The sequence below is a fragment of the Citreimonas salinaria genome, from assembly GCF_900107235.1.
GTDB lineage: Bacteria > Pseudomonadota > Alphaproteobacteria > Rhodobacterales > Rhodobacteraceae > Citreimonas > Citreimonas salinaria.
This window is the reverse complement of record NZ_FNPF01000005.1, coordinates 234,217-259,905: the sequence shown is the minus strand read 5'-3', so window position 1 is coordinate 259,905 and position 25,689 is coordinate 234,217. Positions and strand designations below refer to the sequence as shown.

The window sequence follows — 25,689 nt, the reverse complement described above, 5'->3', positions numbered from 1 at the left end:
TCGGAGAGCGCACGGCGCAACGGCCGGGTCATGCCTGCAGCACCGACGAGACCAGCAGCTGCGTGTAGCGGTGCTGCGGGTCATCCAGCACCTGGTCCGTCAGTCCGTCCTCGACCACGCGGCCGTCCTTCATGACCATCAGCCTGTCGGCCAGCAGGCGCACCACGGCAAGGTCGTGGGTCACGATGACCGCGGACAGGCCCATGTCGCGCACCAGGCCGCGAAGCAGGTCCAGCAGACGCGCCTGCACACTGACGTCCAGCCCTCCGGTGGGTTCGTCCATGAACACCAACCGCGGCCCGGTCACAAGGTTTCGCGCGATCTGCAGGCGTTGCTGCATGCCGCCAGAGAAGGTCGACGAGCGGTCGTCGATGCGGGCGGATTCGATTTCCACGCGGGTCAGCCAGTCGGTCGCGCGGTCACGGATGTCGCCGTAGTGGCGCGCGCCCACGGCCATCAGACGCTCGCCCACGTTGCCGCCGGCGCTGACGCCCATGCGCAGACCGTCGCGGGCGTGCTGGTGCACGAAGGCCCAGTCGGTGCGGCCCAGCATGCGGCGCTCGGGCTCGGACATGGTGACGGTGTCGCGCGGGCCGCCGTCGCGCGTGTCGAAGATCACCTCGCCCGCGTCGGGTGCCATGTGGCCCGCCACGCAGTTCAGCAGCGTGGTCTTTCCGGACCCGCTTTCTCCGACGATGCCCATCACCTCGCCCGGGAACAGGTCGAATGACACGTCGGCGCAGCCGATATGCGCGCCGTAGCGTTTGGTGATGCCGCGCACCGACAGCAGCGCGGTGTCGGTGTCTGTCGTATCGGTTGTGTCGCGCATCACGCCGCATCCTTTCCGCGATGGCCGCGCGGCTGGCGGTCCTCGCAATGGTCGGTGTCGGAACAGACGAACATCCGCGCGCCCGCATCGTCTGTGATCACCTCGTCGAGGTAGCTGTCCGTCGCACCGCACAGCCCGCAGGGGTGGTCGGCCTTGCTGGCCTCGAACGGATGGTCCGCGAAGTCGAGGCTTTCGACGCGGGTATAGGGTGGCAGCGCGTAGATGCGCTGCTCGCGGCCCGCGCCGAAGAGCTGGATCGCCGGGCAGTCCGACAGCTTGGGGTTGTCGAACTTGGGGATCGGCGAGGGGTCCATCACGTAGCGCCCTTCGACCTTCACGGGGTAGGCGTAGGCGGTCGCGATGTGGCCGTGCCGGGCGATGTCTTCGTACAGCTTGACGTGCATCAGGCCGTATTCCTCGAGCGCGTGCATCTTGCGCGTCTCGGTCTCGCGCGGTTCGAGAAAACGCAGCGGCTCGGGGATCGGCACCTGGTAGACCAGCACCTGGCCCTCGGCCAGCGCGGCCTCGGGGATGCGGTGGCGGGTCTGGATGACGGTCGCGTCCTTCGTGTGCGTGGTCGTCGCCACTCCGGCTGTGCGTTCGAAGAAGCCGCGGATCGAAACGGCGTTCGTGGTGTCGTCGGCGCCCTGGTCGATGACCTTCAGCGTGTCGTCGGGCGTCAGCACCGCGGCACTGACCTGCACGCCACCGGTGCCCCAGCCATAGGGCATCGGCATCTCGCGGCTGGCGAAGGGCACCTGGTAACCCGGGATCGCCAGCCCCTTGAGAATCGCGCGGCGGATCATCTTCTTGGTCTGTTCGTCGAGATAGGCGAAGTTGTAGTCGCGGTCGGTCATTCCGCGGCCTCCTGCTGCTGGCTGGCTTCCACGTTGCGCCGCAGCTTGCGCACCAGTTCCAGCTCGGACTGGAAGTCGACGTAATGCGGCAGCTTGATGTGCTCGAGGAACCCGGTCGCCTGGATGTTGTCGGCGTGGTACAGCACGAATTCCGCGTCCTGCGCCGGCGCGCCCACGTTGTCCTCGCCCAGCTCCTCCCAGCGCAGGGCGCGGTCGACCAGCGCCATCGAGATCGCCTTGCGCTCGGTCTGGCCGAAGACCAGCCCGTAGCCGCGGGTGAACTGCGGCGGCTCGGATTTCGAGCCGGTGAACTGGTTGACGGTCTCGCACTCGGTCAGGGTGATCTCGCCGATCTCGACGGCGAAGCCCAACTCGGGGATTTCCATCTCGACCGGGACGGTGCCGATGCGCAGTTCTCCGACGAAGGCGTGGTTGCGGGCGTAGCCGCGCTGGGTTGAATAGGCGAGGCCGAGGGTAAAGCCCTCGTCCGCGCGAGCCAGTGCCTGCAGGCGCAGCGCGCGTGCGGCCGGCAGTTCCAGCGGTTCGCGCGTCAGGTCGGGTGGGGCAGTGTCGTCGGGCACGGCGGCCTCGATCAGCCCCTCGCGGTTGAGGAATTCCGACACGCGCGGCACCGGGGCGGGCGAGGCCTCGCGCCGGGGCGCTGCGGGCGCTTCGCCGTCGGCCGCCAGTCTGAAATCCAGCAGCCGGTGCGTGTAGTCGAAGGTCGGCCCCAGCACCTGTCCGCCGGGCAGGTCCTTGAAGGTCGCGCTGATGCGCCGGTCGCAGGCCATCGCGCCCGTGTCGACCGGGGTACTGGCCCCGAAGCGCGGCAGCGTGGTCCGGTAGGCGCGGATCAGGAAGATAGCCTCGATCAGGTCGCCGCGCGCCTGCTTGATCGCCAGCGCGGCCAGGTCGGGATCGTAGAGCGAGCCCTCGGCCATCACGCGGTTGACCGCCAGGCTCATCTGCTCGCGGATCTGCGCGATGCTCAGTTCGGGCACGGCCGGGTGGCCGCGGCGTTCCTCGGCCAGCCACTCATGCGCCGCTTCGATGGCGCGTTCGCCGCCTTTGACAGCAACGTACATCACGTCATCTCCGGTTCGGTGACGGTGGTCGATCGGGGCAGGGCGGCCAGCCGGTCGCCGCAGGTGAACACGAAGTCCAGTCCCAGAGGAAAGCGCGCCGCGTTCTTGCGGAAGGCCCGCGTCTCGGGCAGCGACAGCGCTGCGGTTTCGCGGATGCCCGGCCCGTTCAGCCGCACGCCGACGGGTTCGAGGGACGGGCGCTCGACGATCAGCGTCGCCGAGCGGTCGGGGTATTCGGACGTGCCGACGGGAAATCGGTCGAGCGGCGTCAGCGCGTCCCATTCCCCTAGGGCGAAGGCACAGTCGGCCGGGCCGGTCAACGGTGCGCCGGTGTGGAAGGCGATCCAGGCGCGCACGGCGTCGCAGTCCATCGCGCCCGCCAGGTGGACCGGCATCCCGGCGTCGCACAGCGTCAGCAGCACCACGCCGGCAGCGACCGACAGGGGCGCCGGCGGTTTGGCGCCGCTGACCGGATGGATCGTGCCGGGGCGGGCCATCGCCTCCATCACCGCGCGGAAGGCGTGGGCGGCATCCACGGGTGGAGTCGCAAATCCGCCCTGAAGCGTCGTGGCGTCCATCAATCCTCTCCCCTGACGAGCGTGAAGAATTCGACCTTGGTGGCGGCGGCCTTTTCGGCGCGCGTGCTGCGTCGGGCTTCGGTTTCGGCTCGCAGCGGGTCCAGCACCTTGTCGCGCAGCATGTCGGCCGCGTCGGTCTGCATCAGCGCGTCGACCAGCGCGGCGGCGGTGGCATCCTCCTTGCGCCGGCCCTGGATGTAGGCGTGCCCCACGGCGCCACCCTCCAGCGTCAGCGCGCAGCGGGTCACTGTCATCTCGCCCAGGTTGAAGGGCGCGCCGGTGCCGCCGGCGCGACCGCGGACCATGACGCTGCCGATCTCGGGCACGCGCAGCCAGTCGAAATCCGGCCGACCCGCCGCGTTTAAAGCCGCGTCGAGCAGCGTCGAAACCCCGCCCGGCGCCGCCTTGGCCAGAAGACTCATGCGCGCTTTCCGGTCGTCGTTTGCGTGATCCATGTCCGCGTGACCTTTCATCTCGACAACTTCGCCAATTACTATACAACTATACACATTATGGCAGGGGTCGACACGCCGCGCCAGAAGGGTTTTGTGAATTTTGGGTGACGAACACGGATGACAGCCTCGACCGATGCCTCGAAGACCCCGCTGTGGCAGGCAATCGCCGCCACTTTGCGAGACGAGATCGCCGAGGGCCGCTATGTGCCCGGCGATCGCCTGGCGACCGAGGCGCAGCTGGCCGAGCGGTTCGGCGTGAATCGCCACACGATCCGCCACGCGCTGTCGGCGCTGGTGGCCGACGGGCTAGTGCGCACCCGACGCGGATCGGGCGCCTTCGTGGCGGCACGGCCGACCGACTATCCCATCGGTCGCCGCGTGCGCTTTCGCGAGAACCTGCTACGCGCGGGCCAGCGGCCGGAAAAGCGCGTGCTGCAGATCGAAAGCCGCGCCGCCACGCCGGGCGAGGCGTCGGCCCTGCGGGTCGAGGCTGGCGCCGCGATCTGCGCCTTCCACGGGTTGTCGCTGGCCGACGGGCAGCCGGTGGCGGTTTCGGAAACAGTGTTCCCCGCCGATCGCCTGCCCGGAATTGCCGAAGCGTTGGCGGAGTCGGAGGGCGTGACCGATGCGCTGGCCTGTGCCGGTGTCGCCGATTACAACCGCGCCTCGACGCGGCTGACGGCGGTGTCGGCCAGCGCGGTGCAGGCGCTGCACCTGCACCTGCGCGAGGGGGCGCCGCTGCTGCGCTCGACGGGTCTGGACGTGGACGAGGCCGGCGTGCCGGTGGCCTACGGGCGGACCTGGTTCGCCGGCGACCGGGTGACGCTCACGCTGGGCGACGCGCCCGAAGGGCAGGGCGGTCGTTAGCGGCGGCCGATCAGCGCGCCGCGCAGTTTGCCCGACAGCCAGTCCATGACCATCACCATCAGCACGATCAACACGATGTAATAGGCGACCTCTTCCCAGTCCTTCTGGGTCTGGATCGCCTGCGTCAGCATCAGGCCGATGCCGCCGCCGGTGATCGCGCCGATGACGGTCGCGCTGCGGGTGTTGGATTCGAGAAAGTACAGGATCTGGCTCAGCAGCACCGGCACCACCTGCGGGACCACCCCGAAGCGGTAGTGCTGCATCGGCTTCGCCCCGGTCGAGGCGACGCCCTCGATCTGCTTCCGGTCCACGTTCTCGAGCGCCTCGGAGAAGATCTTGCCGAAGGTGCCGGTGTCGGTGACCAGGATCGCCAGCGTGCCGGTCAAGGGCCCGGGGCCGAAGGCGCGGGCCAGCACCACCGTCCATATCAGCGCGTCGACGCCGCGGACGAAGTCGAAGATGCGGCGCACGCCGAACCGGACGGGCTTCAGCGGGGTGAAGCCCTTGGCCGCCATGAAAGCGAGCGGCAGCGCGATGATCGCGGCGCCCATCGTGCCGAGGAAGGCCATCAGCACGGTCTCGAAGATCGCCCACAGCACGTCCTTGTGCCGCCACATGCTGTTGTTCCAGATGTCGCCGATCATGGCCGAGAGGTTGCTCTGGCCGGGCACCACGCGCTCGGACGAAAACGCCAGCCCCGCCAGTTCGCCCAGGGTCCGGCCGTGGAACGGGCTGTCGAGCGTGAAGAAGAACAGCTCCCATCCGAAGGAATAGGCGTAGACCTCGGTGCGCGCGCGGGTCACGACGGCGCGGCCGCCGTCGCCGGTGATGGTGACGCGGGCGCTGCTGGCGCTGATCCAGTCGGGCACCTGCCCGTCGGGCGTGTCGAGCACGATCTCGCGCCCCTGCACCGCGGCGGTGACCGTGCCGTAACCGGGCCTGGTGTAGCGCAAGGTCGGGCCGTCGATCTCGGCCGTCTCTCCGGCGTCCAGGGCGACGCGCACGGCATCGCCGCATGGCTCAGGCCTTTCCGGCAAGCTTGTTGCGGTAGTGGCTGGACAGCTGGTCGAAGAACACGATTGTCAGGAACAGCAGGATGAAGATCGCCGCCACCTGGTCGTAGCGGCCGGGCCCCCAGCTGAAGGCGTTCTTCAGATCGTAGCCGATCCCGCCCGCGCCGACGAAGCCCAGGATGGCCGAGGCGCGGATGTTGATCTCGAAGCGCAGCAGGGCGTAGCTCAGCCAGTTCGGCGCGACCTGCGGCACCACGCCCAGCGTCATCTGCTGCAGCCAGGTCGCCCCGGTCGATTGCAGCCCTTCCACCGGCTGCAGGCTGGCGTTCTCGTTGACCTCCGAGAACAGCTTGCCCAGCGCGCCGGCCGTGTGGATGGCGATGGCGATCATCGCGGGCACCGGGCCGCCGCCGAGGATGAAGATCAGCACCAGCGCGATGACGATCTCGGGCACCGCGCGCATGACGTCCATCACCCGGCGGAACAGCCCGATCAGCCGCGGGAAGCGCGCAAGCCCCCGCGTCGACAGCAGCGACAGGGCGATCGCGGTCATCCCGCCCAGGAGCGTCGCGGCGGCGGCGATGTTGATCGTCTCCACCAGCGAGGGGAAGAACTGGACCATCAGCGCGGGCAGCAGCGCCACCTTGTCCGCGGCCTCGCTCAGCACCTCGGAAGGGAAGTCGAAGACGTTGAGGATGCCGTTCCAGAACCCGCCGGCGTTGCGGCTGTCGGCCATCACGAAGCCCGAGGCCATCAGCGCCACGAAGACCACCAGCAGAATGCCGCCGTACATGCGCCTGGTGCGCGCCATCGCCATGTAGGCGTCGTGGATTTCGGCGGTGCGCTGCACCCCCGGCGGTTGGCCGAACGCGGTATCGGTCATCGGGGCTCTTTCTGGCATTCAGGAAAGAACGGCCGGCCCCCTACAGGACCGGCCGGCACGCGGGCGGCGTGCTTATATCTGCGACTTGCGCGCCTCGATGATCGAGGTGTAGGCGTCATGGCTGATCGGCTGGAAGCCCAGCGCTTCGCCGGCCATGAAGTTGTAGGCGCAGTCGGCGTCCATGTAGGGCAGCGACGCGGTCAGCGTGGTGATGTCCAGCTTGACGCGCTCGGGCAGGTCCTTGCGCAGGACGATCGGGCCTTCCGGGATCGGCTTGGATTTCCAGATCTCGACCAGCTCGTTCATGTCGACGAGACCGGCATCCGACGCCTTGCGCAGCGCGCCCGAGTTGTAGCCGTCTTCCCATTCGCCCATGCCGTCGGCCCAGGTCACGCCCGCGTCGACGTCACCGTTGGACACCGCGACGATGGTCTGCTCGTGCCCGCCGGTAAAGCGGACCTCGCAGAAATAGTCGCCCGATTCCATCGAGGCGTTGGTTTCCTGCGGGATCTCGATCGAGGGGATCAAGTAGCCCGAGGTCGAGTTCGGATCGCCGAAGCCGAACACCTTGCCTTCGAGATCGGCAAGCGAGGTGATGCCGCTGTCCGCGCGGGCGAAGCCGATCGCGTGGTAGCCGTAGGACTTGTCGAGGTTGGTCTTGACCATGACCGGCTCGATCGCTTCCGGATCGGTCAGGTAGGCCTTGGCATAGGCCGACGCGCCCAGCCACGCCATGTCGAGCGTGCCGCCCACGAGGCCCTGGATCACGCCGTCGTAGTCGGCCGGGGTGAACAGCTTCACCGGCACGCCCAGCAGCTCTTCGGCCTTGGCGCGGTAGCACTCGTTCGAGGTCATGCGGTCCTGGGCGTTCTCGCCGCCGAGGATGCCGATGCGGAATTCGTCGATTTCCTGGGCCTGCACCATGCCCGCCAGCGCGGTGGTGACAAGCGCGATCGCGAAGGTCTTCTTCATCACGTCTCTCCGTTCGGAATGGCCCGCGTGGCGCGGGTCCGGGTGTTCCCGCCGGGTGCGGGGTTTCGACTGGCTCAGACCAGCGCGCGGGCCTTGCCGCGTTCGTACTGGTGCCTGTCCAGCGTCTCGATGTCGGTGGATGTGGCGGCTTCCGAGAAGTCCGCCCCGGCGCCGTAGATGTCGCGCGCGACGCCGGTGGTCAGCTGCGCGGGCGAGCCGTCGAACACGACGCGGCCGTCGCGCATGCCGATGATGCGGTCGCAATAGGTGCGCGCGGTGTCGAGCGTGTGCAGGTTGCACACGACCATGCGGCCGTCTTCCTCGTGGATCCGGCGCAACGCGTCCATGACGATGCGGGCGTTCATCGGGTCGAGGCTGGCGATCGGCTCGTCCGCGAGGATGATCGCCGGGTCCTGCATCAGCGCGCGGGCGATGGCGACGCGCTGCTGCTGGCCGCCCGACAGCGCCTCGGCGCGCTTGGGCGCCTGTTCGGCGATGCCAAGCCGGTCGAGGATCCCGATCGCGCGGCGGATGTCGGCGGTCGGATAGAGGTTGAACATCGTCGCCAGCGTCGAGCGCCGGTTCAGCGTCCCGTACAGCACGTTGGACACCACGTCCATGCGCGGCACCAGGTTGAACTGCTGGAAGATCATCGCGCAGCGCGATTGCCAGGCGCGCCGATCGCGGCCGCGAAGCGCGGTGATGTCCTGCCCATCGAAGACGATCCGGCCTGCGCTGGCGTCGGTCAGGCGGTTCAGCATGCGCAGCAGCGTCGACTTGCCCGCGCCCGAACGCCCGATGATGCCGACCATGGCTGGCCGCTCGATATGGAACGAGACCGCGTCGACGGCCTTCTTGTCGCCGAAGCGTCTGGTCAAGTCGTTGATCGTAAGCATTTCCCACCGTCCCCTGTGGCTTGAGGGCGGTCTATGCCGGGGACGCGTCAGTTTCTTGATGGTCCGGATTCGGTTTCGTGTCCCATTTGCGAAAGAATCGTGACAACCCGATGCGCGCGCTCGGGCAAAAGCCGCGATCGCCCTTCGGCCCGCATTCCGGCGCATTTTAGGCAGATCGTCTGCCGCAATCCTGGCACCGCTCGCGTTTTGTTAAGCGGCAGCCTTGACGATGCCCTTCGCACAACTAGGGAAGGGTCCCCCATGCCATTCAGGAAATCCATCGCGGCGGCGGCGGTGCTTGCCGCATTGCCACATCTCGGTCATGCCGTTCAGGGCATCGAAAGCGCGCAGGTCCATTTCGCGCAGGTCGCGGCCCTCGAAGGCCCGGCCGCCGCGCTGGGGCAGGGCATGCGGCTCGGCCTGCTCGCCGCATTCGAGGAAGCGAATGCCGCCGGTGGCATCCACGGCCGCCGCATCGTACTGGACAGCTTCGACGACGGCTACGAACCGGATCGCTCGGTAGCACATGTGAAGACAGTGATCGGCGGTGACGCTCACCTCGGGCTGATCGGTGCCGTCGGCACCCCCACCAGCGCCGCCACCCAACCCGCCGCGACTGATGCCGGACTGCCGTTCATCGGCCCGTTCACCGGCGCCGGCTTCCTGCGCGACCCGCAACTGGCCAACGTCCTGAACATCCGCGCCACCTATTTCGCCGAGACCGAGGCCTGGATCGAGTACCTGGTCGACCGGCAGGGCATGAAATCGGTCGCGATTCTCTACCAGGATGACGGCTTTGGCCGCGTGGGTCTGGCGGGCGTGACCGAAGCGCTTGAAAGACGCGGGATGACGCTTGCGGCCGAGGGTACGTATACGCGCAATACCGTCGCCGTTAAGAAGGCGCTGCTGGATATCCGCAAGGCCGAGCCCGAGGCGGTGGTGATGGTCGGCGCCTACAAGCCCGTGGCCGAGTTCATCCGCCTGTCGCGCAAGCTCAAGTTCGATCCGACCTTCGTCAACATCTCCTTCGTGGGCTCGAAGGCTCTGGCCGGCGAGCTGGGCGCGGATGGCGAGGGCGTGATCGTAAGCCAGGTCGTGCCGTTCCCCTGGGACGCCTCTGTGCCGGCCGTCGCAGCCTATCAGGCCGCGCTGGCTGCCGTCGACCCCGCGGCCGAGCCGGGCTTCGTATCGCTCGAAGGTTACCTGACCGGGCGGGTCGCCGTGATGGCGCTCGAGAAGGCCGGCACCAACGTCACGCGCGAAAGCTTTCTTCAAGCGATGACGACGCTTGGCGACGTCGATCTGGGCGGAGTGTCGATGGCCTTCGGTCCCGGCGACAATCAGGGCATGGAGTCGGTGTTCCTGACCCGCATCACCGCCGACGGCAGCTTCGAGCCCGTCGAGTAATCGATCCTGAAAAGCGGGCCGCCCGGTGCCGGGCGGTCCGGCTCACTGTTTAACGAACGCAGGTTTCCCATGAGTGCGCAAATCCTCAAGTCCCGGCCGCGCGGACGCGGTTGGCTGTCCAGCATCGGCGCCCGGCTGACGCTCATCCTGCTCGCGCTGGGGGGTGTGTCCGCCCTGCTGGGCGTCGTGGCGTCGATGGTCTTCGCGCGGGTATCCGAGGACATGTCGCATCTCACCCGGACCGAGCTTGCGGCGCTGGAACATAGTGGAGCGTTGGTCGCGGCGACCGACAGCGCGAAGAACGCGATGATCGGCGCGATCGCCGCGCGTGACGCCGAGGCGCTGGAGGCCCGGGCGCAGGCGGCCGGCGAGGCGGCCGTGCAGCTCGATGCGGCGGTGGCGGGCCTGGCCGACGAGCTGCGCGCCGATCTTCAGGCCGACGCGACCAAGGCGGGCGAGAGGCTGGGCGCGCTCGTCGCGGCGCGCGATCTGCAGTTCGAGAACGAAGCGCGCGTGGCGCAGGGGCTGGACGCCTTGCGGGCGGCCGGCGCCAGTTTGTCCGAGCGAATGGTCGAAATGGCCGACGCCGCCTATTTCGATCTCGCCATGGGGGGCGAGACGACGATCGAGGCGGTCGACGCCACCCTGTCCGATCTCGTCGAAGAGCAATTCGTCGCGCTGCAATCGTTGCTCGGCGCCCGGGCCGAGATCAACCTGCTCTCCGGTGCGATCCTTTCGGCGCAACTGAGCACCGACGACTCGACGCGCTCGATCCTCGACGATCTCGCGCTGGCCTCGCGCGGCAGGCTGGTCGAACTCATCGCGGGGCTGGAGGCGAATGCCTATGGCGCTGCGTCCGCCGAGTCGATCCGACAGGCCGCCGATGCCTTCGCCGAGATCCGGCAGGCGCGCGGGTTCCGCACCGGCGCTGCGACAAGCCGAATCCTTGCCGTGCGCCGCGATGCGGACGTCCTGCTGGCAAGCGCCATCGACGACATGATCTTCGGCCTCATGATCGCCGCCGAGGAGGCCAGCGCGGAAAACCGCGAGGCGATCCAGGGCCTGCTGGACGAGGAAGTCTCGTTCATCAACACGCTGTTCGAGATCAGCGGCGCGGTCAGCCGGTTTCAGGAATCCGCGCTGGACGTGGCGGTCGCGCAGCATCCCGACGATGTCCGGCTGGTGGCACCCGACCTGCTGCGCAACGCCGAGGCCCTGAGCGCCCACAAAGGCTTCGCCGACGGTGCGCTCGACGCGTCGTTGGCCGAACTCGTCCGGTTGGCCGATCCCGAAGGCGGTTTACCGGCCTTCAAGAAGGCTGCGCTTCAGGCGGACATTGCGGCGGCCGAGGCGGTGCAGGCGGCGTCGGCCGCGGTGCTGCTGATCAGCGAACGCGCGGCCGAGCTTGGCGTCGCCAGCCGGGGCGAAATCGCCACCATGGCAACCGAGATCCAGACCGAGATTGCCGGCGCGCGCGATCAGGTCGATATCCTGCTCTTCGTGCAGGCCGGCGGCGTGCTGCTGGCGCTTCTGCTCACCCGGCTGCTGGTTCAACGTCCGCTGCGCCGCATCAGCGAGACGACCGAGCGTCTGGCGAGCGGCGATCTGGCCGAAGTCACCGGGTTCGATCGCGCCAGTCTCGAGATCAACCGGATAGCCCGGGCGCTGTCGGTGTTCCGCGACGGCCTGATCGAGAAGGACGCAATGGAAGCCAGCCAGAATGCCGAGCGGCAGGCCCGTATGGCCGAACAGATGGCGGCCGTGACGCTGATCGGGAATGGCTTGGAGCGCCTCTCGCGGGGGGATCTGACGCAACGTATCGAAGAAGACATGGCCGAGGGCTACGACAAGCTGCGGACCGACTTCAACAACGCCCAGGACAACCTGCGCGACATGCTGCGCGAATTGTCGGACGCGTCTTCCGTCATCCTGTCGGGAACGGGCGAACTCAGCGCGGCGTCGGACGACCTGTCGCGCCGCACCGAAAGCCAGGCTGCCACGCTCGAGGAATCGGTCGCAGCACTCGACGAGGTCACATCGAACGTGAACGCTGCCGCCGGCCATGCCCGCGACGTCGAGACCACGATCGAAGCCGCGAAGACCGAGGCCGAGCAAAGCCGCAGCGTCGTGCGCGAGGCGATCGACGCGATGCAGGCGATCAAGACGAGTTCGGACAAGATCTCGAGCATCGTCAGCGTGATCGACGACATCGCCTTCCAGACCAACCTCCTGTCGCTCAACGCGGGCGTGGAGGCGGCTCGTGCGGGCGAGGCCGGGCGGGGTTTCGCGGTCGTGGCTTCGGAGGTGCGCGGGCTGGCGCAGCGCTCGTCGGAGTCCGCAATGGAGATCAAGGCGCTGATCGGCGACAGTGCGCAGCGTGTCGACCATGGGGTCGATCTGGTCGGCAACGCGGGTGACGCGCTGATGTCGATGCTCGAAAGGTTCAGCGACGTCTCGACGATGGTCGCGGGAATCAGTCAATCGTCGGTTGATCAGGCCACCAGTCTGAAGGAGGTCAACACCGCCATGACCGATCTCGACGTCGTCACGCAGGAAAACGCGGCAATGGTGCAACGCACGACCGAAGCGACGACCGGGCTCAACAACGAGGCTTCGCGCCTGTCCGCACTCGCCGCCCGGTTTGCTGTCGACGCCACGCCTGGCGCACTCGGACAGCCGGTTCGCAGGCAGGGCTCCGGCCTGCGGGGCGTAGCTGGTCCAGTCCGCGCCGCATGAGGCCGCGTCCGGACGCCGGACCCGGCGCCGCGCTAGCCCGGCGCTGGTGTCCATCCGGCGCCGGCTGCGATGGCAGACGGCATGAAATGTCGAGCGCAACTATCTGCGGGCGCCGGGTCGGGCCGAACAGCCGTTGCAGGCAATCGAGAAGGATTAGTCTCTCTCTTGGTGAAAATTGCGCCAGAAGCTGCGCGCTGTGCCGTTCGGCGATGCCGAGTAGATCTTCGAAGGCGCGCCGCGCCGCGGGCAACAGGCTCGGCGTCTCGCGTCGCCGGGCGCCGGACGTTCATGCTTCGATAGGTAGTGCTTGTCCTACGACGCACGAAGAGAACACCTGATGGCGTCTCGTGCGACTGGAGAGGTGGCCAATGTGGTCGCCGGCATCGGACCGAAATAGCCGAGGTGGAACAAGACGCGCATTTGGTCCGGGCATCGCATATGCAATTGCGGTAGAACGCCATTAATTCCAGGCTCGTCTGCTCTGCGGACTGGTTCAGGAGTTAGGGCACCAAGTCGTCCGGGCTGAAGCCATTCACCGAAAGGCCCTCGTTTTCGTCTTGTTGATGCAAGCATGACTTCTCAGTGCGCCACAACCGACCGCAAGGAGAGAGTTCCATGACTCTATAGGCGCAGGTCGTCGGCCAAGCAGTCGGCATTCCCTGGTGCCGGGAGAACCGTCCATAGTCCGTAGTTCGCTGCGATGTACGAAAATTTTGCATTTTCAACTGCGGCGGCTTGGCCGTCATCCCACCGGCCTTGGCGCCTTTTCCGGGTGTAGTTCAAGTGGTCGAGACGCTTGAACCGATGTGTAAAAGCGGCATACAGTGCAAAATGCGGAAAAATCGTGCGCAATTGGGAAATTTTGCATATATGGGCGAAGCGGTCACTCTTGCATTGCAGCTCGTCCTGTCCGGGGACCCGGACTTGCTCGAGATCGTGCTGCTGTCGCTGCGGGTCAGCCTGACCGCGACCGTGCTGGCGTGCCTGATCGGCCTGCCCATCGGCTCGCTTGTCGCGATCGGGCGGTTTCCCGGACGGAACGCCGTGCTGATCGTGATGAACGCGCTCATGGGGCTGCCGCCGGTGGTCGTGGGGCTGCTGGTCTATCTGCACCTGTCCCGGTCGGGCCCGCTGGGCTTTCTCGGGCTGCTCTACACGCCCACGGCGATGATCATTGCGCAGACCCTCCTGATCGCGCCAATCGTGGCGGCGCTGTCACGGCAGGTGCTCGAGGACCTGCACGCGGAGTATTCCGAGCAGTTCCGCTCGCTCTGTCTCACGAGGGTCCAGGCGGTCGAGGCGCTTCTCTGGGACGCGCGGTATTCGCTTCTGACGGTGGGTCTCGCAGGCTTCGGCCGGGCGGTGGCCGAGGTGGGTGCCGTGATCATCGTGGGCGGCAACATCGATCACCTGACGCGGGTGATGACGACGGCCATCGCGCTGGAGACCTCCAAGGGCGATCTCGCGTTGGCGCTGGCGCTCGGCATCATCCTGCTGGTCATAGCGCTCGGCGTCAACGCGGCGGTGCAATCGGTGCGCATGACCGCAACGCGGCAGGCCTATGTTTGACGCCGTCGCCGCACTGTCTCCGGCCGTCGCGCCACCGGCGCAGGGCGCCATGATCCTGCCGCTCGCCGTGCGCGACCTGGTGTTGCGCTTCGGCCAGGCCAACGTGCTGAACGGGCTGAGCTTCGACCTGGGCGGGAGCGGCTGCACCATGATCATGGGCCCGAACGGGTCGGGAAAGAGCCTGTTGCTGAAATTGTTGCACGGGCTGATGACGCCCAGCGGCGGACGGATCGAGTGGGGTGGCCGCGCGCCGCGGGACGTGACGGCGCGGCAGGCGCTCGTGTTCCAGAAGCCCGTGCTGCTGCGCCGATCGGTTGCCGCCAATATCGACTTCGTGCTCAGGGCCCGGGGCAAGGACCGCGACCGGCGTGATGCGCTGCTCGAGCATGTGGGGCTTGGCCACAAGGCGTCGCAGCCGGCGCGCCTCCTTTCGGGTGGCGAGGCGCAGCGGCTGGCGCTGGCGCGGGCGCTCGCCACGGATCCGGAGGTGCTGTTGCTGGACGAACCTACCGCGAGCCTCGATCCGGCTTCGGTCGTGGCCATCGAAGGCATCGTTGCCGACGCGCGCGCCCGCGGCGTGCGCGTCATCTTCGTCACGCACGATATCGGACAGGCCCGGCGCATGGCCGACGACGTCCTGTTCCTGCAGCGCGGTCGTATCGCCGAACACACCCCGGCCGCCGCCTTCTTCCATGCGCCGCAGAGCCAGGCGGCCCGGGACTACCTGAATGGCAGAATCGTCGTCTGAGAGACCAAACAAGGGAGGCACAACATGCAGATCAAGGCATTCGGCGCAGCTACGATCGCCACGCTCCTGACCGGCGGCGCCTGGGCGCAGGAGCAGTCGATCATCGTCCAGTCCACCACGTCGACGGCGAATTCCGGGCTTTACGACCACCTGCTGCCGATGTTCGAGAACGAGACCGGCATCAAGGTCAACGTGGTCGCCGTGGGCACCGGCCAAGCAATCAAGAACGCCGAGAATTGCGACGGCGACGTGCTGCTGGTCCACGCCAGGTCCGCCGAAGAGGCGTTCGTCGAAGCCGGCTATGGCACGGAACGCATGGACCTGATGTATAACGACTTCGTCATCGTCGGCCCCGAGGACGACCCGGCCGGCGTCGGCGGCATGGAGGACGTGCGGGCGGCGCTGTCGAAGATTGCCGGGGAAGGCGCGCTCTTCGCCTCGCGCGGCGACGATTCCGGCACGAACAGGAAAGAGATGGCGCTCTGGGCCGAAACCGGCATCGATCCTTCGGCGGCTTCCGGCGACTGGTACCGCGAGACCGGCTCGGGCATGGGCGCGACGCTGAATGCCGGCATCGGCATGGGCGCCTACGTCATGACGGACCGCGCCACGTGGATCAGCTTCGAGAACAAGCAGGATTACGAAATCCAGGTGCAGGGCGACGCGGACATGTTCAACCAGTACGGGGTGATCCCGGTCAGCCCCGAACGCTGCCCCAGCGTGAACGCCGAGGCGGCGCAGACCTTCGCCGACTGGCTGGTCTCGGATGAGGGACAGGACGCCATCGCCGCCTACACGGTCGCGGATCAGCAGTTGTTCTTCCCCAACGCGTCGTCGGACTGATCGAAAACACGGGGCGGCCGATCATCGTCCCCCGCGCCCCGGAGGTGAAGACGCATTTGCGGGAGTAAAGAACCGTTTCTCGCTTTCCCGCGACATGTCCTGAGGTTGACCCATGGCTGACACCGCCTTTCCGGATCACGAATTCCTGACGGTCAAGGAACTGGCTGATCTGCTGCGCCTGAAGGAGCGCAAGGTCTACGACCTCGCCGCCTCGGGCGCGGTGCCCTGCTCTCGCGCAACCGGCAAGCTTCTGTTTCCCGCGGACGAAATCCGCATCTGGATAGACCGCGCCACGTCCGGCGGAGAGGGCGGCGCGGCGCCCGGCGCGGTGGATCGACCGCCGATCATGCTGGGCAGCCACGACCCGCTGCTCGACTGGGCGATCCGGCAGTCGCGCTGCGGGCTCGCCACGTTCCACGACGGCTCGCTTGACGGGGTCGAGCGGTTCGGGAAACGAGAAGGCATTGCTGCGGGCCTGCACATCCACGATGAACTTTCGGACACGTGGAACGTGCCCGCGGTTTCGAAAGCTGCGGCCGGTCAGAACGCCGTGCTCGTGAGCTTCGCGACCAGGCGGCGCGGTCTGGTCGTGCGTCCGGACATGCCCGCGCCATCGGGCCTGCGCGATCTGGCAGGCCGACGCATCGTACCCCGGCAGCCCGGGTCCGGCACGGACACCCTGTTCCGGCACCTGGCCGCGCGCGAGGGTCTGGCCCTGGCCGGGCTCGACATGGCCGAGGTGGCGCGCACCGAGGACGAAGCCGTCGAGGCGGTGCGCCGCGGCGCGGCCGACGCGGCCTTCGGTCTCGAGGCGGTGGCCAGGAGCTACGGCCTCGACTTCGTGCCGATCCTCGACGAGGAGTTCGCGCTGCTCGTGGACCGAAAGGCGTGGTTCGAGCCGCCGATACAAACCCTTATGACGTTCTGCACGTCCGGTGCCTTCAAGGCGCGCGCCGATGCCTATGGCGGCTACGGGATCGACGCGTTGGGCAGGGTCGCCTGGAACGCCTAGATCAACGACCGACGGCCTCCCTCGAGTCGAAATATGCAGCTTGCCCTTGCGGGGGTATCTCTCGTTGAGTCTTTTCCCTAGCCCGCGACACGAGGCGGCTACAGCGGCCATTCACGATGTTCAACGCCCTCGCCTCACAGGTTTCTGCGGGAGAACGGCGGATGTTGAGCCCCCGAGGAAGCTGTCGTTCAGCCTTCAATGCGGGTCTGAAGAAGTCACCGTCCTTGGCGACATTGTTGCGCAACGCGCGCCTGAGGCGTGACTGCCCCTTCCCCCATTGGCCGTCATGCCACGCGGATGGTCTCGGCGGTGCCGAGGGCGTTGAAGCGGTCCATGGAGTGCGATGCGAATGTGGATTTCAGCGGTCTGTTGCGGCGCGGAGGATGCTGCAACCGCTGATCCGCTCGCTGATCAACGAATACGCGGCGGCAACAGCGTCATCCATGCGGCACTGAACCCTTCCGCAGCGCGGCCACGATCTCGGCGGCGGCCCGCGAGACATCTGCAGCCGGGCGACCCGGGGCGTAGAGCGTGGAGCCGAGCCCGAAACCGGTAACACCGACATTTAGCCAGGTGGCGAGATTCCCGGCCTCGACGCCTCCGACGGCGTAGAGTTGCGCCTCCGGAGGCAGGATGGCACGCAGCGCACGCACGCCCTCGGGCCCGAGCAGCGAGGCAGGGAAGAGCTTCAGCCCAGTCGCGCCAGCGCGCAGCGCGGTGAAGCACTCGGTGGCGGTGAAGACGCCGGGCCACGACTCGAGCCCGGCCTGCCGGGTGGCGCGGATCACGTCCGGGTCGCAGTTCGGCGAGACGACCAGCCGCGCGCCGAGTTGCGCGAGTCGCTCGACATCCGCCACGTCTAGCACCGTGCCGGCTCCGATTTCCGCGCGGCTTCCCAAGGCTTCGATCATCCGTCCGATGCTCTCGAACGGGTCGGGAGAGTTCAGCGGCACCTCGATCCGGATGATGCCCTGCTCGATCAGCGCCTCGGCGATCTCCACCGACTCCTCCGGGGTGATGCTGCGCAGGATGGCGATCAGATTGCGGCTCATGTTGCCTCCGTTCTCAGTTGCGCGTGGACGGCGGCGAGGCAGCGCAACGTGGCCGCTTCGGCGTCGACGGTTGCGACTGCCGCGCCCTGGTCTGCGAGCACGCGCGCGTAAAGAGGCGTGAGCCTTCCGCTGCCGATCACGACGATGGGGCGGTCCTGCCATTCGTCGCGCATCGTGCCGATCTCGGCCCCGATCAAGAGCCCCGAAAGCCGCGCCCGCGACTGCGCGGCAGAGGTGCCCGTCAGCAGGCTCGATGCACGGATGCCGAACAAGCCATCGATCACCGCCCCGCAGTGGCGCGCCGCCTCGCGGGCGGCGTCGGCAAAGGCTTGGTCATCCCACCCTGCACCTTCCAGCGCATGTCGCAGGACGGAGTGCCCGGCGAGCAACGCGTAGAATTCTCCCGTCATGCAGGTGCGAAAGCGCTCGACCCGGCCGTTGCGGCAGCGGACCCATTTCGTGTGGGTGCCGGGCAGGCAGATCAGGCCATCGAAGTGCGGCTCGGCTGCGAGGTGGCCCGCCACCTGCGTCTCCTCGCCGCGCATGACGTCGGCGGGCTCTGCCTGTGCCATGCCCGGCAGGATCGTCACATCCAGATCGTCGCGGGACACCGGCGCGCGCCGGAGCCGCGCCATTTCGATCGGTCGGCCGGGCGTAGGCAAGTATGGCGCCTCGATCCATCCCTGCCGCGCCCCGACCATGCCGCAGGCGACCACCGCGAGCCTTTGGCCGGTGCCGAGCCAAGGCGACAGGCGCTCGCGCAGGACCGTCTCGAACCCGTTCGACGACAACGTCAACATGCCGCGCGGATCCCCGATCCGCGCCAGAAGGCGGTCATCGCAGGACAGGACCCAGAGGCGCAGGTTCGACGTGCCCCAGTCCGCTGCAGCCCAGACGCCGGCAGGCGTGTCGGCAGTGGTGTCGCAATCCTCAGCCAAGACTCACCCGGTGTTCGCCCTGTCCGGTGCCGACACCGTCGACGGCGAAGGTCAGCCCATGGGCAGCGTTGGCGGTAAGCTCGGTTTCGGGCAAGTCTATGGTGGCCGACGTGCAATAGAGCGTCGACAGGTCATCGCCGCCGAAAGCGGGGCAGGTGACCTGCGCCGCCGGCATGGGCACCGTTCGCTCCAGCGCCCCGTCGGAAGAATAGACCGCGATGCGGGCCGAGCCCCAGTTCGCGACCCAGACGCGCCCGGCGGCGTCGCAGACCGCGCCGTCCGGCGCGTGGCCGGATGCGCTCTCGTCGGCGAATGGCTGCGGCTCGCCCGTGGGCCAGCCCGCGTCGTCCAGGGCCCAGCGGTGGACCCGCCCGGTCGGCGTGTCGGCGAAATACGCGCAGGAGGCGTCGGGGCTGAAACAGATGGCGTTTGGGATCGTCAGGCCCGGCCTGAGGCAGGTGAGCTCTCCTTCGTGGTAGCGGTAGAGCGCGCCCGCGCCCGGCGTCTTGTCCAGTGCCATGGTGCCGAGCCAGAAGCCGCCGTGCGGGTCGGCGCGGCCGTCGTTGGAGCGGGTCTCCGGGTTGTCGGACTCGACCGGGCAAAGCGTTTCGGTCGCGCCGCTGTCGAGGTCGAGCAGCGTCAGGTCCGTCTGGGTCGCCACGATCACGCGGGATCGGTCGACCCAGCCCATGCACGACACGAATTGGTCGAAGCTCCAGTCGCGAAGCCGCCCGTCCTCGCGCGCCAGGATGCGGCGCGAAAGGATGTCGCACCACAGCAACTGCCCGCGCTCGGGGTGCCAGAGCGGCCCTTCGCCCAGCAGGCAGCGCGTCGTGTCGTGGACCCTGACGGGCGCGTGGCTCATCCGCGCAGGTCCTCCGGCAGCAGCGCCTCGGGCATGTTCTGGTAGCAGACCGGCCGCAGGAACCGTCGGATGGCCAGCGTGCCCACGCTGGTCGCGCCGAAATTCGTCGAGGCGGGGAAGGGGCCGCCGTGGACCATCGCCTCGGCGACCTCGACGCCAGTCGGAAAGCCGTTGACCAGCACGCGCCCCGCCTTGCGTTCGAGGATCGGGACCAGCGCCTTCGCCTCGTCGGTGTCGGCGTCGTCCATCTGCAGCGTCGCGGTCAGTTGCCCGTCGATGCCTTGCGCGATGGCGCGCGCCTCCGCCCCGTCGGCCGCCCGGACGACGATGCCGGCCGGGCCGAACACCTCCTGCTCGAGCGCGGGATTCGCCAGCCATTCGGCCCCTGTCACCTCGAACATGGCGGGACCGCCGTGACGTCCTTCGCCCTCGATGCGCACATGCGTGCGGACGCCTTCGATGCCGCCGGCGGTTGCCACGCCGCTCCGGTAGCCCTCGGCGACGCCGCTAGTGAGCATGGGTTGCGGCGCGACATCGGACAGCGCCGCGCCGGCCGCCTCGACGAAGGCGTCCGCGCCCGGCCCATCCTGCAGGACGACAACGCCGGGATTGGTGCAGAACTGCCCGACGCCCATGGTCAGCGAGGCGGCCCAGGCGCTGCCGACCTCGGCCCCGCGGGCGGCCTGCGCGCGCGGCAGGACGAAGACCGGGTTGATCGAGCCCAGCTCGCCGAAGAAGGGGATCGGCTCGTCGCGCGCCATGGCGAGGTCGAACAGCGCCTTGCCACCCCGGAACGAGCCGGTGAAGCCGATCGCCCGCGTCAGCGGATGGGTCACGAGCGCGGCGCCCGCCTCGGTCGAGTTCGACTGCACGAGGCCGAAGACGCCGGCCGGAATCCCCGTCTTCTCGATGGCGGCGGCGATGGCCTGCGCGACCAGCTCTCCGACGCCGGGATGGCCGGGATGGCCCTTGTAGACGACCGGGCAGCCGGCGGCGAGCGCTGCGGCGGTGTCGCCACCCGCCGTCGAGAAGGCGAGCGGGAAGTTCGACGCGCCGAAGACGCCGACCGGCCCCAGAGGGCGCTGCATCATGCGCAGGTCGGGGCGGGGCATCGGCTGGCGGTCGGGCAGGGCGGCTTCGTGGCGCCTGTCGAGATAGGCGCCGTCGCGAAGATGCGCGGCGAACAGGCGAAGCTGGTTGGCCGTGCGCGGCAGCTCCACGGCTCTCAGCCGGGGCTCGGGCAGGCCTGTCTCGGCCATGCCCACTTCGGTGATGGCGTCGACGCGCGCTTCTATCTCGGTTGCGATGGCCTCGAGGAAAAGCGCCCTGTCCTCGCGCGCAGTCCATCCGTAGGTGGCAAAGGCGCGCTCGGCCGCCTGCATCGCCGCATCGATCTCGGTCTTGCCGCCGTCGAACACGTGCAGCGGCGCGCCCGAGACGGGTTCGGAGCGGAAGGACGTGCCGCCCTCGATCCATTCTCCGTCGATGAGGTGGCGTCCGGTGAGTGTGGTCATGGTCTGCTCCGATTGATCAGTCGTGGAAAGGGTCGCCCCGCAAGTGGCGGCCGAGCATGAATGCGTCGGCCACGTGGATCAGCGGGGCCGCATCGACATCCGACCGCCCTTCGGCGATGAGCTGGCCGAACTGCCTGTAGAGTGTCGGGTATTCGCCGGTATCGTCGAGCGTTGTCTCCTGCCCGTCGATGAACAGCCGTGCGCCGCCATCGAGCAGCCGAAGTTGGCCAGCGTCCGTGTCGATCTCCATCTGCCAGATATCGCCGCCCTCCTGCCGCCAGTCGAAGCCGGCGGTGGCATCGAGCCCGTCGCCGTCGGTGAAGGTCAGGTCGGCCGCGATGGGCGTGGCGCGGTTCTCCGGAAAGGTCAGCGTGGACGCGGTGAGGTGCAGGGGCACCGGGCAGATTTCGGTCAGGATCGACAACGCGTTGATGCCGGGATCGAAGACGCCGAGGCCGCCCGGCTCCCAGATCCAGGCTTGGCCGGGATGCCATTTCCGCACGTCTTCCTTCCAGTCGATGCGGATGCGCTTGGGCCGCCGTCCGGCGAGCCATTCGCGCGCCGGCGCGACGCCCGCGGCCGCGCGCGAATGCCACGAGGCGAAGAGCGTGACGCCCGCCTGCCGCGCGAGCGCCTCCAGCCGGAAGACCTCGGCCAGGGACGCGCCGGGGGGCTTTTCTAGCATGACGTGCCGCCCTGCGGCGATGGCCTCGCGCGCGGCGGCGAAGCGTGGCACCGGAGGCATGCACAGCGACACGGCAGGTATGTCCGGCCGCGCGGCCAGCAGTGCGCCCAGCGTTTCGAAGGTCTCGACCCCCTGGACGCCGCCGGAGCGGCTGGCCGTGGCCGCAAGCTGGAAGCGCGGGTCCCGCGCGAGCGCCGGGATGTGCTGGTCGCGCGCGATCTTGCCGACGCCGACGATGGCGATGGCAAGAGCGTTGGTGTCGCTTGAAGCGGTCATGCCTGGTCCGTTCTCGGTTCGTGTAACGTGGTTGCTGGTCATGCGCGCAGGCTTGATACGCGCAGCAGACCGCGCTGCAGCAGGATGAAGAGAAGCAGCAGCACGCCGATGACGATCTTCGTCCACCAGCTCGACAGCGAGCCGTCGAAGACGATGTAGGTCTGGATCAAACCCATCGTCAGCACGCCGAACAGCGTGCCCAATACATAGCCGGCCCCACCGGTCAGAAGCGTCCCGCCGATGACGACCGCGGCAATGGCCGTCAGTTCGGTCCCCACCGTGGCCAGCGGATAGCCCGAGCTCGTGTAGATCGAGAAGACGATACCCGAGAGCCCTGCCATGAAGCCCGAGAAGGCGTAGATCCCGACAGTCGTGGCCCCGACGCGGACGCCCATCAGCCGCGCGGTCTGCTCGCCCCCGCCGATGGCGAAGACGCTGGCGCCGAAGCGGGTGCGGTGGGCGATCAGCGCTCCGGCGACGACCGCAAGCAGCATCACGATGGCGATCAGCGTCAGCCGGCCTTTGCCCGGCATCAGCCAGTAGGCGTTCTTGAGCGTCTCGTAGAAGGGGTGGACGATCGGTACGGATTCGATGGTCAGCATGTACGCGGCGCCGCGCGCCAGGAACATCCCGGCCAGCGTCACGATGAAGGCCGGCATCGCCAGGAGATGGATGACGCCCCCCATCGCCGCACCGAAGGCCGTCGTCACGGCGAGCAGGATCGCGAAGGCTGCCAGTGGATGCAGGCCCGTGTCGCGCAGCAGCACCGCGATGAAGACCCCGGAAAAGGCAATGACCGAACCGACGGAGAGGTCGATTCCGCCCGACAGGATCACCAGCGTCATGCCGACCGCCACGATGCCGAGATAGGCATTGTCGGTCAGCAGGTTGCCTACCACGCGGGTCGAGAGCATGTAGGGAAACTGCATCCAGCACACGAGATAGGCGAGCATGAAGATCCCGATCGTTGCGAGCAGCGGGTAGAGGCGGGGATTGACGGTCATTCCTTAACCCTCGACGGGACAGGTTTCGGTTCACGCCTCTGGGTGAGGCTGCGGCGAAGGAAGTACCACTCGCTCGCGAGGTTCGGGGATTGCAGGACGAGGATGATCAGCACGAGGCCCGCCTTGATGACCAGGTTGTATTCCGACGGGAAGCCGGCGAGTAGGATTCCGGTGTCGATGGTCTGGATGATCATCGCCCCCAGCACCGAGGCCGCGACCGAGAAGCGCCCGCCGAGCAGCGAGTTGCCTCCGATCACCACGGCCAGGATCGCGTCGAGTTCCAGCCAGAGCCCGGCGTTGTTGGCGTCCGCCCCGCGGATGTCGGCGGTGGCGATGATCCCGGCCAGCGCGGCGCAAAGACCCGAAGCCATGTAGACCGCGATCAGCAGAACGCGCGCGTTGACCCCGGCGAGCGCCGAGGCCGACCGGTTGATGCCGATGGCCTCGACCAGCAGGCCAAGCGCGGTGCGCCGCATCAGGATCGCAACGGCCACGGCGGTCAATATCCAGATGAAGACCGGGACCGGAAGCCCGGCGAGGATGCCCGAGCCCAGCCATGCGAAGCCGGGATCGTTGAAGGTGAGGATGCGGCCTTCGGTGATCAGTTGCGCGATGCCGCGCCCCGAGGTCATCAGGATCAGCGTCGCCACGATGGGCTGGATCCCAACGACTGCCACGAGACAGCCGTTCCAGAGCCCGCAGACAAGCCCCGCCGCCAGCGCCAGCAGCACCGCGGTCCCGGCGCCCCAGCCCGAGGCGATCGCCCAGGCCGCGGCGGCGCCCGTGATCGCCATGACGGTGCCGACCGACAGGTCGATCCCGCGCGTGGCGATGACCAGTGTCATTCCGACCGCAAGAAGCGCGACCGGCGCGCCGCGCTTCAGCACGTCGATCACCGGGCCGGAAAGGCGCCCGCCCTGGTAGTCGACGGCCAGGAATTGGGGGAAGAACAGCGTTACCAGCGCCATCAGCACGGCGAGCGTCAGCAGTTGCGGCAAGACGCGGGTGAAGGTACGTCGCATCAGGCGGCCCCCCGCGTCTGCGTTTGCGCCGCATCCGGCGTGGCAATGGCGCGAACGATGGCGTCGGCGGTGACCTCGTCCCCCACGAGCGCGTGCGCGTGGCGGCGGTCCCGGAGCACGATGATCCGGTCCGAGACCGCGACCAGCTCGTCGAATTCCGACGAGATGACCAGCAGCGCCATGCCCTCGGCGGTCATCTGGTGGATCAGGCGCAGGATCTCGGCATGGGCGCCGATGTCGATGCCGCGCGTGGGCTCGTCGAGGATGAGAAAACGCGGGTTCATCGCCAGCCAGCGGGCCAGCACGACCTTCTGCTGGTTGCCGCCCGACAAGTCGCCTACAGCCTTCTCGGCGTCGGATGTGCGGATGTCGAGCCGCGCGATGTAGTCGTCCGCCAGACGGTTCTGCTCGGCCCGCGGGACGGGGTGCGTCCAACCGCGCCGGGCCTGAAGGGCAAGAACGATGTTCTCGCGCACCGACAGGTCGGCGATGATGCCGTCGGTCTTGCGATCCTCGGGCGCGAATCCGAAACCGGCGCGGATCGCGGCGCGCGGGTTCGAGAAATCCACCGGTCCCGCCTCGTCATGGGCCTGGCCTGACTGTGCGGCGCGCACGCCGAACAACAGTTCCGCGCTTTCGGTGCGGCCCGAGCCGAGCAGCCCGGCCAGACCGATGACCTCGCCCCTGCGCACGGTCAGGTCGAAGGGCGCCACAGTGCCGGGGCGGCCGACCCTATCGAAGCGCAGCATCTCGTGGCGCTCTTCGTGGGGCGCGGTGGTCTTCCTGCGCTCCTCCTCGGTCGCCTCGTCGAGTTCACGGCCGAGCATGTGCTTGATGAGCTTCAGGCGATCCGTCTCGGCTATCGCCTCGGTGGCGATCTTGCAGCCGTTTCGCAGCACCGTCAGCCGGTCGCACAGATCGAAGACCTGGTCGAGGAAATGCGATACGAAGACGATGCCCAGCCCGCGGTCGCGCAGGTCGCGCAAGATGTCGAACAGCATCCGCACCTCCGCGGCGTCGAGGCTGGCCGTGGGTTCGTCGAGGATCAGCACCTTGCCCGACAGCGACACGGCGCGGGCGATGGCGATTACCTGCTGCACGGCGACCGAGTAGCTTCCGAGGTCGCGGCCCACGTCGATGTCGAGCCCGTAGCCCGCCAGCATCTCACGGGCCATGTCGCGCTGTGCGCGCGACGAGATCATGCCGAAGCGGCGCGGCTCGCGACCGAAGGTGAGGTTCTGCGCGACGGTGAGATTGGGCAGGAGGTTGATCTCCTGGTAGACGGTGCCGATGCCCAGCTCCTGCGCCTCGGAGGTGGTGCCGGGCGAGACGGGTTGTCCGTCGAGAAGGATCTGGCCGGAATCGCGGCGATAGGCGCCGGTCATGCATTTGATGAGCGTGGATTTCCCCGCGCCGTTCTCGCCGAGCAGCGCGTGGACCTCGCCCGCCTTCAGTTCGAAGTCGACCGCATCCAGCGCTTTCGTGCCGGGGAAGGATTTCGAGAGGGAGCGGATGGAAAGCAGCATGGGAACCTCGTTCGCGGCCGCGGAACCGGGGCGGATCGCTCCGCCCCGGCAAGTGGG

The 25,689-nt window shown here is 68.0% G+C and carries 23 protein-coding genes and 1 pseudogene; 7 read left to right on the top strand and 17 right to left on the bottom strand.

Annotation, left to right across the window (positions count from 1 at the left end):
* Positions 1-28 precede the first annotated feature (28 nt).
* Genes phnK through phnG form a run of 5 tightly spaced genes read right to left on the bottom strand, consistent with a single transcriptional unit; the run spans position 29 to position 3,804 of the window.
* The gene (gene phnK / locus BLW27_RS09040) at positions 29-829 is read right to left on the bottom strand and encodes a phosphonate C-P lyase system protein PhnK (RefSeq protein WP_089882366.1); all 801 of its coding nucleotides are present in this window, start codon (positions 827-829) and stop codon (positions 29-31) included.
* A complete protein-coding gene (locus BLW27_RS09035) occupies positions 829-1,686 on the bottom strand; it encodes an alpha-D-ribose 1-methylphosphonate 5-phosphate C-P-lyase PhnJ (RefSeq protein WP_089882365.1) in 858 nt (285 codons plus the stop codon). The genes phnK and BLW27_RS09035 overlap by 1 nt, the downstream gene beginning before the upstream one ends.
* On the bottom strand, positions 1,683-2,771 hold the full coding sequence (locus BLW27_RS09030) for a carbon-phosphorus lyase complex subunit (protein WP_089882363.1): 1,089 nt from the start codon (positions 2,769-2,771) through the stop codon (positions 1,683-1,685). Before BLW27_RS09030 ends, BLW27_RS09035 begins: the two co-directional genes overlap by 4 nt.
* Complete coding sequence (gene phnH, locus BLW27_RS09025; RefSeq protein ID WP_089882361.1) at positions 2,771-3,349, bottom strand: phosphonate C-P lyase system protein PhnH; 579 nt, start codon at positions 3,347-3,349, stop codon at positions 2,771-2,773. Before phnH ends, BLW27_RS09030 begins: the two co-directional genes overlap by 1 nt.
* On the bottom strand, positions 3,349-3,804 hold the full coding sequence (gene phnG, locus BLW27_RS09020) for a phosphonate C-P lyase system protein PhnG (protein WP_089882359.1): 456 nt from the start codon (positions 3,802-3,804) through the stop codon (positions 3,349-3,351). The genes phnH and phnG overlap by 1 nt, the downstream gene beginning before the upstream one ends.
* Before the next feature lie 117 nt (positions 3,805-3,921).
* On the opposite strand from phnG, the gene phnF reads away from it, so the two are divergent.
* Entirely contained in the window at positions 3,922-4,671 is a 750-nt protein-coding gene (gene phnF / locus BLW27_RS09015; RefSeq protein ID WP_089882357.1) for a phosphonate metabolism transcriptional regulator PhnF, read from the top strand.
* On the opposite strand, the pseudogene phnE (BLW27_RS09010) reads toward phnF, so the two are convergent.
* From phnE (BLW27_RS09010) to phnC, 4 genes and pseudogenes are all read right to left on the bottom strand, one after another.
* Positions 4,668-5,681, bottom strand: a pseudogene (gene phnE, locus BLW27_RS09010) (phosphonate ABC transporter, permease protein PhnE); the annotation flags it as partial. The gene phnF and the pseudogene phnE (BLW27_RS09010) overlap by 4 nt on opposite strands.
* Before the next feature lie 10 nt (positions 5,682-5,691).
* Entirely contained in the window at positions 5,692-6,567 is an 876-nt protein-coding gene (gene phnE / locus BLW27_RS09005) for a phosphonate ABC transporter, permease protein PhnE (RefSeq protein WP_089882353.1), read from the bottom strand.
* A gap of 72 nt (positions 6,568-6,639) precedes the next feature.
* Positions 6,640-7,539: a phosphonate ABC transporter substrate-binding protein gene (gene phnD, locus BLW27_RS09000; protein WP_089882351.1), complete on the bottom strand. Its 900-nt coding sequence runs from the start codon at positions 7,537-7,539 to the stop codon at positions 6,640-6,642.
* Positions 7,540-7,613: 74 nt separating this feature from the next.
* Entirely contained in the window at positions 7,614-8,435 is an 822-nt protein-coding gene (gene phnC / locus BLW27_RS08995) for a phosphonate ABC transporter ATP-binding protein (RefSeq protein WP_089882350.1), read from the bottom strand.
* A 261-nt stretch (positions 8,436-8,696) separates the two neighbouring features.
* Here phnC and BLW27_RS08990 point away from each other — a divergent pair, with 261 nt between their 5' ends.
* From BLW27_RS08990 to BLW27_RS08965, 6 genes are all read left to right on the top strand, one after another.
* A complete protein-coding gene (locus BLW27_RS08990; RefSeq protein WP_089882347.1) occupies positions 8,697-9,842 on the top strand; it encodes an ABC transporter substrate-binding protein in 1,146 nt (381 codons plus the stop codon).
* 69 nt (positions 9,843-9,911) lie between these two features.
* On the top strand, positions 9,912-12,578 hold the full coding sequence (locus BLW27_RS08985; RefSeq protein WP_089882346.1) for a methyl-accepting chemotaxis protein: 2,667 nt from the start codon (positions 9,912-9,914) through the stop codon (positions 12,576-12,578).
* Positions 12,579-13,448: 870 nt separating this feature from the next.
* Positions 13,449-14,147, top strand: coding sequence for an ABC transporter permease (locus BLW27_RS08980; protein ID WP_089882345.1), 699 nt, complete (start codon positions 13,449-13,451; stop codon positions 14,145-14,147).
* 49 nt (positions 14,148-14,196) lie between these two features.
* A complete protein-coding gene (locus BLW27_RS08975; protein WP_245710821.1) occupies positions 14,197-14,895 on the top strand; it encodes an ATP-binding cassette domain-containing protein in 699 nt (232 codons plus the stop codon).
* A 24-nt stretch (positions 14,896-14,919) separates the two neighbouring features.
* Positions 14,920-15,738, top strand: coding sequence for an ABC transporter substrate-binding protein (locus tag BLW27_RS08970; protein WP_089882341.1), 819 nt, complete (start codon positions 14,920-14,922; stop codon positions 15,736-15,738).
* Positions 15,739-15,850: 112 nt separating this feature from the next.
* Complete coding sequence (locus tag BLW27_RS08965; protein WP_089882339.1) at positions 15,851-16,750, top strand: helix-turn-helix transcriptional regulator; 900 nt, start codon at positions 15,851-15,853, stop codon at positions 16,748-16,750.
* A 437-nt stretch (positions 16,751-17,187) separates the two neighbouring features.
* On the opposite strand, the gene BLW27_RS08960 is transcribed toward BLW27_RS08965, so the two are convergent.
* The 8 genes from BLW27_RS08960 to BLW27_RS08925 are packed head-to-tail and all read right to left on the bottom strand — an operon-like array spanning position 17,188 to position 25,632.
* The gene (locus tag BLW27_RS08960; protein ID WP_089882337.1) at positions 17,188-17,802 is read right to left on the bottom strand and encodes a 2-dehydro-3-deoxy-6-phosphogalactonate aldolase; all 615 of its coding nucleotides are present in this window, start codon (positions 17,800-17,802) and stop codon (positions 17,188-17,190) included.
* Positions 17,799-18,740 carry a 2-dehydro-3-deoxygalactonokinase gene (locus BLW27_RS08955; protein ID WP_089882336.1) on the bottom strand — a complete coding sequence of 314 codons (942 nt, stop codon included), beginning with the start codon at positions 18,738-18,740 and terminating at the stop codon, positions 17,799-17,801. The genes BLW27_RS08960 and BLW27_RS08955 overlap by 4 nt, the downstream gene beginning before the upstream one ends.
* Positions 18,733-19,605: an SMP-30/gluconolactonase/LRE family protein gene (locus BLW27_RS08950; protein ID WP_089882334.1), complete on the bottom strand. Its 873-nt coding sequence runs from the start codon at positions 19,603-19,605 to the stop codon at positions 18,733-18,735. Before BLW27_RS08950 ends, BLW27_RS08955 begins: the two co-directional genes overlap by 8 nt.
* Positions 19,602-21,119, bottom strand: a complete 1,518-nt coding sequence (locus tag BLW27_RS08945; protein ID WP_089882332.1) for an aldehyde dehydrogenase (NADP(+)) — start codon at positions 21,117-21,119, stop codon at positions 19,602-19,604. The genes BLW27_RS08950 and BLW27_RS08945 overlap by 4 nt, the downstream gene beginning before the upstream one ends.
* 16 nt (positions 21,120-21,135) lie before the next feature.
* The gene (locus BLW27_RS08940) at positions 21,136-22,080 is read right to left on the bottom strand and encodes a Gfo/Idh/MocA family protein (RefSeq protein WP_089882330.1); all 945 of its coding nucleotides are present in this window, start codon (positions 22,078-22,080) and stop codon (positions 21,136-21,138) included.
* A 38-nt stretch (positions 22,081-22,118) separates the two neighbouring features.
* Complete coding sequence (gene yjfF, locus BLW27_RS08935) at positions 22,119-23,084, bottom strand: galactofuranose ABC transporter, permease protein YjfF (protein WP_089882328.1); 966 nt, start codon at positions 23,082-23,084, stop codon at positions 22,119-22,121.
* Positions 23,081-24,106, bottom strand: a complete 1,026-nt coding sequence (locus BLW27_RS08930) for an ABC transporter permease (RefSeq protein WP_089882326.1) — start codon at positions 24,104-24,106, stop codon at positions 23,081-23,083. The genes yjfF and BLW27_RS08930 overlap by 4 nt, the downstream gene beginning before the upstream one ends.
* Positions 24,106-25,632: a sugar ABC transporter ATP-binding protein gene (locus BLW27_RS08925; RefSeq protein WP_089882324.1), complete on the bottom strand. Its 1,527-nt coding sequence runs from the start codon at positions 25,630-25,632 to the stop codon at positions 24,106-24,108. Before BLW27_RS08925 ends, BLW27_RS08930 begins: the two co-directional genes overlap by 1 nt.
* Between the last annotated feature and the right edge of the window lie 57 nt (positions 25,633-25,689).